The sequence below is a fragment of the Streptomyces katrae genome (assembly GCF_000966975.1).
GTDB lineage: Bacteria > Actinomycetota > Actinomycetes > Streptomycetales > Streptomycetaceae > Streptomyces > Streptomyces katrae.
The window spans coordinates 1-4,319 of the sequence record NZ_JZWV01000261.1 but is presented as its reverse complement, the minus strand read 5'-3'; the positions used below and the strand labels follow the sequence as shown (position 1 = coordinate 4,319).

Sequence of the window (4,319 nt, the reverse complement as noted above, 5' to 3'; positions counted from 1 at the left end):
CAGTAGCCGATCTCGCCGTCCCGGTGCACCGCGCCCTCGTCGGGGGCCAGTTCGCCCACCATCGTGCGCAGCAGCGTGGTCTTGCCCGCGCCGTTCCCACCGGTCACGCCCAGCAGGGTGCCGGGCTCGACCGTCACGTTCACCCCGCGCAGCACGCTCCGGGCGCCGTAGGACTTCCACACTCCTTCCATGGACAGGGGCGCCCCGGTGCTCTGCCTGACGGGTTGCCTGCCCTTGCGGAATCCGTTCTTCCGACCGTGTGACGTTGTCCCGCGTGGTGGTGCACCGGTTCCATCCCGTTCGCTGTCAGTGGGCCCGCTGTGTCCATCGCCCGATCTGGGGAGGGAGCCGGGATCGGCAGGGGCCGCGGCGCGGCGGTGTCGGGTGGGAGGTCATGGGAGGTTTCCGCTGGTGGGGGGTGGTGTAGCGGAGGGTGTCGCGGCTGAAGGTGGTGATCCCGGCGGAGGCCCGGCCGAGGAGGTCGACGTAGTCGCGTGTGCGGGGGCCGGCGTCGGCGCGGACGGCGGCGGCGGCGAGCCGAAGGTGGAGGTCCATGACGCGGTCGCGCAGGGCGACGGTGTCGTCGACGGCTTCTTGGAGGGTGCGGGGCCCGGATTCGGCGAGCAGGACGGGGATCAGGCCGCAGTCGTACTCGCCGCGGGCCTCCTCCTTGCCGCGGGAGAGGAGTTCGTTGTCGAGGAAGGCGGCCGTCAGGGCGGTCTCCTGGGCGGCCTGGACCAGGGGTGAGGCGATCTCGTGGGGAGGAAGGTCGAACTCGCCGGCGATCTCGACCAGGCTGGCCATCCACCGGCCGGAGGCCAGGGCGTAGCGGAAGGGCAGGTAGTGGTCCAGGGGCGGCAGGGAGGCGGTGCGGCGCAGGGAGGCTTCGTGGACGCAGCCGAGGGCGTAGGCGCGGATGCCGTCCTGGGCGCGCTGCCAGGGGGCGGGGAGGGCGCAGGCGCGCAGGTCGTCGATGGCCGCCGCCCATGCGCGCGTCCACGGGTCGGGGTCGTCGTGGCCCGTTTCGGGTGCAGATGGCCCGCGGCCGTATCGCCCTGAGCCCGTCGCACCGGCGGCCCCGGCGCACCTGGAGGTCCCGGCCCAGCACGTCGTGGCCCGCAGGGCCGCTTCCGCCGACGAAGTCTGAGCACTGGGACCCGGCCGGCTTCAAGGGCCGGATCGACGCGCTGCTGGAGGACTTCCTGGCGGCCGAGGCCGAGCGGCTCGTGACGATCGACGGCGCGCTGCGGCCGGTCACGGAGCAGCTGCGGGTGGCCGCGCGGCACGGCAAGCGCATGAGGGCGGCCTTCTGCTACTGGGGGTGGCGGGCGTCCGGCCAGCCCGGATGTGACGCCCTGCTGCGCGCGGCCGCCTCCATGGAACTCGTCCACGCCGCGGCGACCGTCCCCGACGACAGCCCGATACGCCACGGCCTGGCTACCGTCCACGTCGCCCTGGAGACTCCCCTGGCCAGCGGGTCGCGTCCGTGCGTCGGCGGCCGCTCGCTGGCCATGCTGGTCGGCGACCACCTGATGTCCCTGGCGGGGCCGCGTGGCTGGGGGCGCTGGGATACCCCGCCCCGGAGGAGCTGCGGGTCGACTCCGGCCGGTCGTACGCGACCGCCTGGCTGGGAACACCGCAGGAGCTGGGGTTCACGGGGGCCCTGTACGGGATCGGGCAGCACGTCACGCGCGGGCGCGGAGGATTTGGTGGCGGCCCTGCAAGACCGGCAGGTCCTGCTGATGCTGTACGGGCGCGGGCCCGACCGGCCACCCACTGACCCGAACGGCTTCCGTGAGCGGGTCGAGCAGCTGGGCTCGTCGGCCATGTCGGAGCTCGCGGCGCACATCGGCCCGAACACGCCCATCCACCCCTACGCCAAACTGATCAACCGCCGCAAGCTCTACCACCGGATGCCGAGCTGGCCCGACCGGTTCCTGGTCCTCATGAGCCGGGTCGGGCACAGCCCGCAGCTGCACCGCGCCCTGCTGCAGATCTACCAGCTCCTTCCACCGACCTCGCTGTGCGACCCGCGGGCCGTGCTCGCCGCATGCCGGCCCGGGCGGCTGGTGCGGCGTCGCCGCACATGATCCGCGCGTGGTTCGGCAGCGCCACAGCATCGTGATAGGTGTTGACTCCTCACCGGGACGAGCAGGTGGGAGTCGACAGTCCGTCCGCCACACGAGAACAGGCAGGTGTCATGAACTGTGCCGAGTTCGTTGAGCTGGTGACCGAGTTCCTCGACGGCGCCATGGGCGAGCCGACCGAGCTGCGCTGCCTCGTCCACCTGGCGCGCTGCGAGGGCTGCGAGACGTACCTCGACCAGTTCCGGCAGACCAGCGCGGCCGTGGGTGCACTGCCCGGCCCGAACCTGCCCCCTGCGGTGCGCGATCAACTCCTCGGAGCCTTCCGCGGCTTGCCCCGTGACTGATCTCGGCGTCCGGCGGCCGTGAAGGTCCTTACAGGAAGATGACCGAACGCACCCCCGCGGACCCCGCCCGAGTTCCGCTGCCCTAGGCTGACGCTTCCAGTTGACGCCGGCAAGGGGAGAATCATGGCGGGCCCACGCGAGTTGCCCTCGGACGAGGTCCTGGTGCAGCGCCTTCGCGCAGGTGACGAGGAGACGTTCGCCTTGGTCCTGGACTCCTGGTCGGGCGGCATGCTCCGGCTCGCCATGTCGTTCGTGTCGACCAAGGACTCCGCCGAGGAGGCCGTCCAGGACACGTGGCTGGCGGTCATCAGGGGCATCGACAACTTCGAGGGCCGTGCGTCCCTGAAGACGTGGGTGTACCGGATCCTCGTCAACACCGCCAAGGCGCGCGGCACCAAGGAGAGCAGGACGGTCCCCTTCGCCAGCCTGCTCCCGGAGGAGGAAGGGCCGACCGTCGACGCCGAGCGCTTCCGCGCCCCCGGCGAGCAGTACGCCGGGCACTGGGTCGCCGGGCAGGAACCGCGTCCCTGGCACATCCCCGAGGACCACGTGCTGCGCGGCGAGGTCCGCGAGCTGATCGCGGAGGCCATCGACGAACTCCCGCCCCGCCTCCGTACCGTGGTCACCCTTCGTGACGTCGCCGGGTACGGGTCCGAGGAGGTCTGCTCGCTCCTGGAGATCTCGCCGGGGAACCAGCGTGTCCTCCTCCATCGGGGCAGGGCTCTGCTACGCCGTAAGCTGGAGTCGTACTTGTTCGGTGCCCAGGGTGTCGCGGGCGGGAGGGGGCGGGCGTGAACTGCAACGACTTCGTGGAGCTCGTGACAGAGTTCCTCGACGGCGCGTTGTCCGAAGGGGACGAGCGGCGCTTCATCGAGCACCTCGCGGAGTGCTCCGGGTGCGAGACCTACCTCGACCAGTTCCGTCAGACGATCGCCACCACGGGCGAACTGACGCCGGACGGCATCTCGTCGGACGCCAGGCAGCACCTCCTCTCCGCCTTCCGGGACTGGCAGCGGGACGCGTAACGCCCGTGCGGCGCGGCCGCTTGGCCTGGGACGTGTCGACGGCCCGGGGGCTGGTCCCCAGCCTGCTCGGCCACCTGGAACACGGAGCGGTCACGGCCGCCGTACACGCCCTGACGACGGCGCGCAGGGAGCGCCGGAGCGCGCCCGGAATCCCGGTGCGCGCGTCGGTCGCCGGGCAGGGCCGGGGCGTGGTCCTCACCGGGGTCGTGGTCGCCGTGGAGCGCCAGTCCCGCAGTGAGGCGGTCGCGGCGCAGGCGTCAGCGCGTCACGAGCGGACGCTGAGCGCGGCCGCGCCGAAGGAGGCGCTGAAGCGCTCGCACCAGATGGTCACCGTGGTGAACTTGTTCAGGTCGGTGCCGGCGGGGATCGCGTAGTTCTGGTTGCCCTCGTTGCCCTTCAGGCCGCCGAGGTCGATGTGCTTGCCGTCGTCGAGGTTGTCTCCTCCGCCCTTCTTGACCGGCTGGTCGCTGAGCCACACGTGCAGGGCCGGACCGTCGGAGGTGCGCAGGTTCGTCAGGCGCAGGGTCGCCTTCCCGTCGGGGAGCTGCTGGATCTCGACCGAGCCGCTCGTCTCGTGCTCGTGTGAGATGAACGCCCCGCTCGCCACCTGCTTGACCGTGCCCGCCTGCCGGCCGGCGGCCGCGGGAGGCGCCTCATCCACGCGGTCCGTGGTGAACAGCTTCCAGGGCTGGAAGAGGTACAGCCCGACGGACGCCACGACGACGAGGGCGGCGGCGGTGATCCAGAGGGCGTTGCGGCGCTTGCTGCGGCACATGAGGGTTTCCGTTTCGTTTCGGGTGTTCGTGGGGCGCGGGGGCGGCTTCGGCAACTGCCTCGGCGCACCGGGTACCGGGTACCGGGTA

At 71.9% G+C, this 4,319-nt stretch carries 7 protein-coding genes; 4 read left to right on the top strand and 3 right to left on the bottom strand.

Going from position 1 to position 4,319, the window contains the following annotated elements:
- Both VR44_RS11270 and VR44_RS11265 read right to left on the bottom strand, forming a co-directional pair.
- Window positions 1–191 (bottom strand): ATP-binding cassette domain-containing protein (locus VR44_RS11270; protein ID WP_157880271.1); only part of this gene is annotated, 191 nt, incomplete at its 3' end.
- Window positions 192–306: 115 nt separating this feature from the next.
- The gene (locus VR44_RS11265) at window positions 307–1,122 is read right to left on the bottom strand and encodes a terpene synthase family protein (RefSeq protein ID WP_281187133.1); all 816 of its coding nucleotides are present in this window, start codon (window positions 1,120–1,122) and stop codon (window positions 307–309) included.
- Between VR44_RS11265 and VR44_RS41110 the strand changes: the two genes are divergently transcribed.
- The 4 genes from VR44_RS41110 (at window position 1,035) to VR44_RS11240 (ending at window position 3,456) form a co-directional block, all read left to right on the top strand.
- On the top strand, window positions 1,035–2,090 hold the full coding sequence (locus VR44_RS41110; protein ID WP_052713552.1) for a polyprenyl synthetase family protein: 1,056 nt from the start codon (window positions 1,035–1,037) through the stop codon (window positions 2,088–2,090). The two genes, VR44_RS11265 and VR44_RS41110, sit on opposite strands and share 88 nt — an antisense overlap.
- Before the next feature lie 110 nt (window positions 2,091–2,200).
- Window positions 2,201–2,431 carry an anti-sigma factor family protein gene (locus tag VR44_RS11250; protein WP_045947295.1) on the top strand — a complete coding sequence of 77 codons (231 nt, stop codon included), beginning with the start codon at window positions 2,201–2,203 and terminating at the stop codon, window positions 2,429–2,431.
- A gap of 123 nt (window positions 2,432–2,554) precedes the next feature.
- Window positions 2,555–3,226: an RNA polymerase sigma factor gene (locus tag VR44_RS11245; protein ID WP_045947294.1), complete on the top strand. Its 672-nt coding sequence runs from the start codon at window positions 2,555–2,557 to the stop codon at window positions 3,224–3,226.
- The gene (locus VR44_RS11240; RefSeq protein ID WP_045947293.1) at window positions 3,223–3,456 is read left to right on the top strand and encodes an anti-sigma factor family protein; all 234 of its coding nucleotides are present in this window, start codon (window positions 3,223–3,225) and stop codon (window positions 3,454–3,456) included. The genes VR44_RS11245 and VR44_RS11240 overlap by 4 nt, the downstream gene beginning before the upstream one ends.
- 265 nt (window positions 3,457–3,721) lie before the next feature.
- Here the strand turns inward: VR44_RS11240 and VR44_RS11235 are convergent, their stop codons facing one another.
- Window positions 3,722–4,231 (bottom strand): DM13 domain-containing protein, encoded by a 510-nt coding sequence (locus VR44_RS11235; RefSeq protein WP_045947292.1) that lies wholly within the window; start codon window positions 4,229–4,231, stop codon window positions 3,722–3,724.
- Window positions 4,232–4,319: the final 88 nt, after the last annotated feature.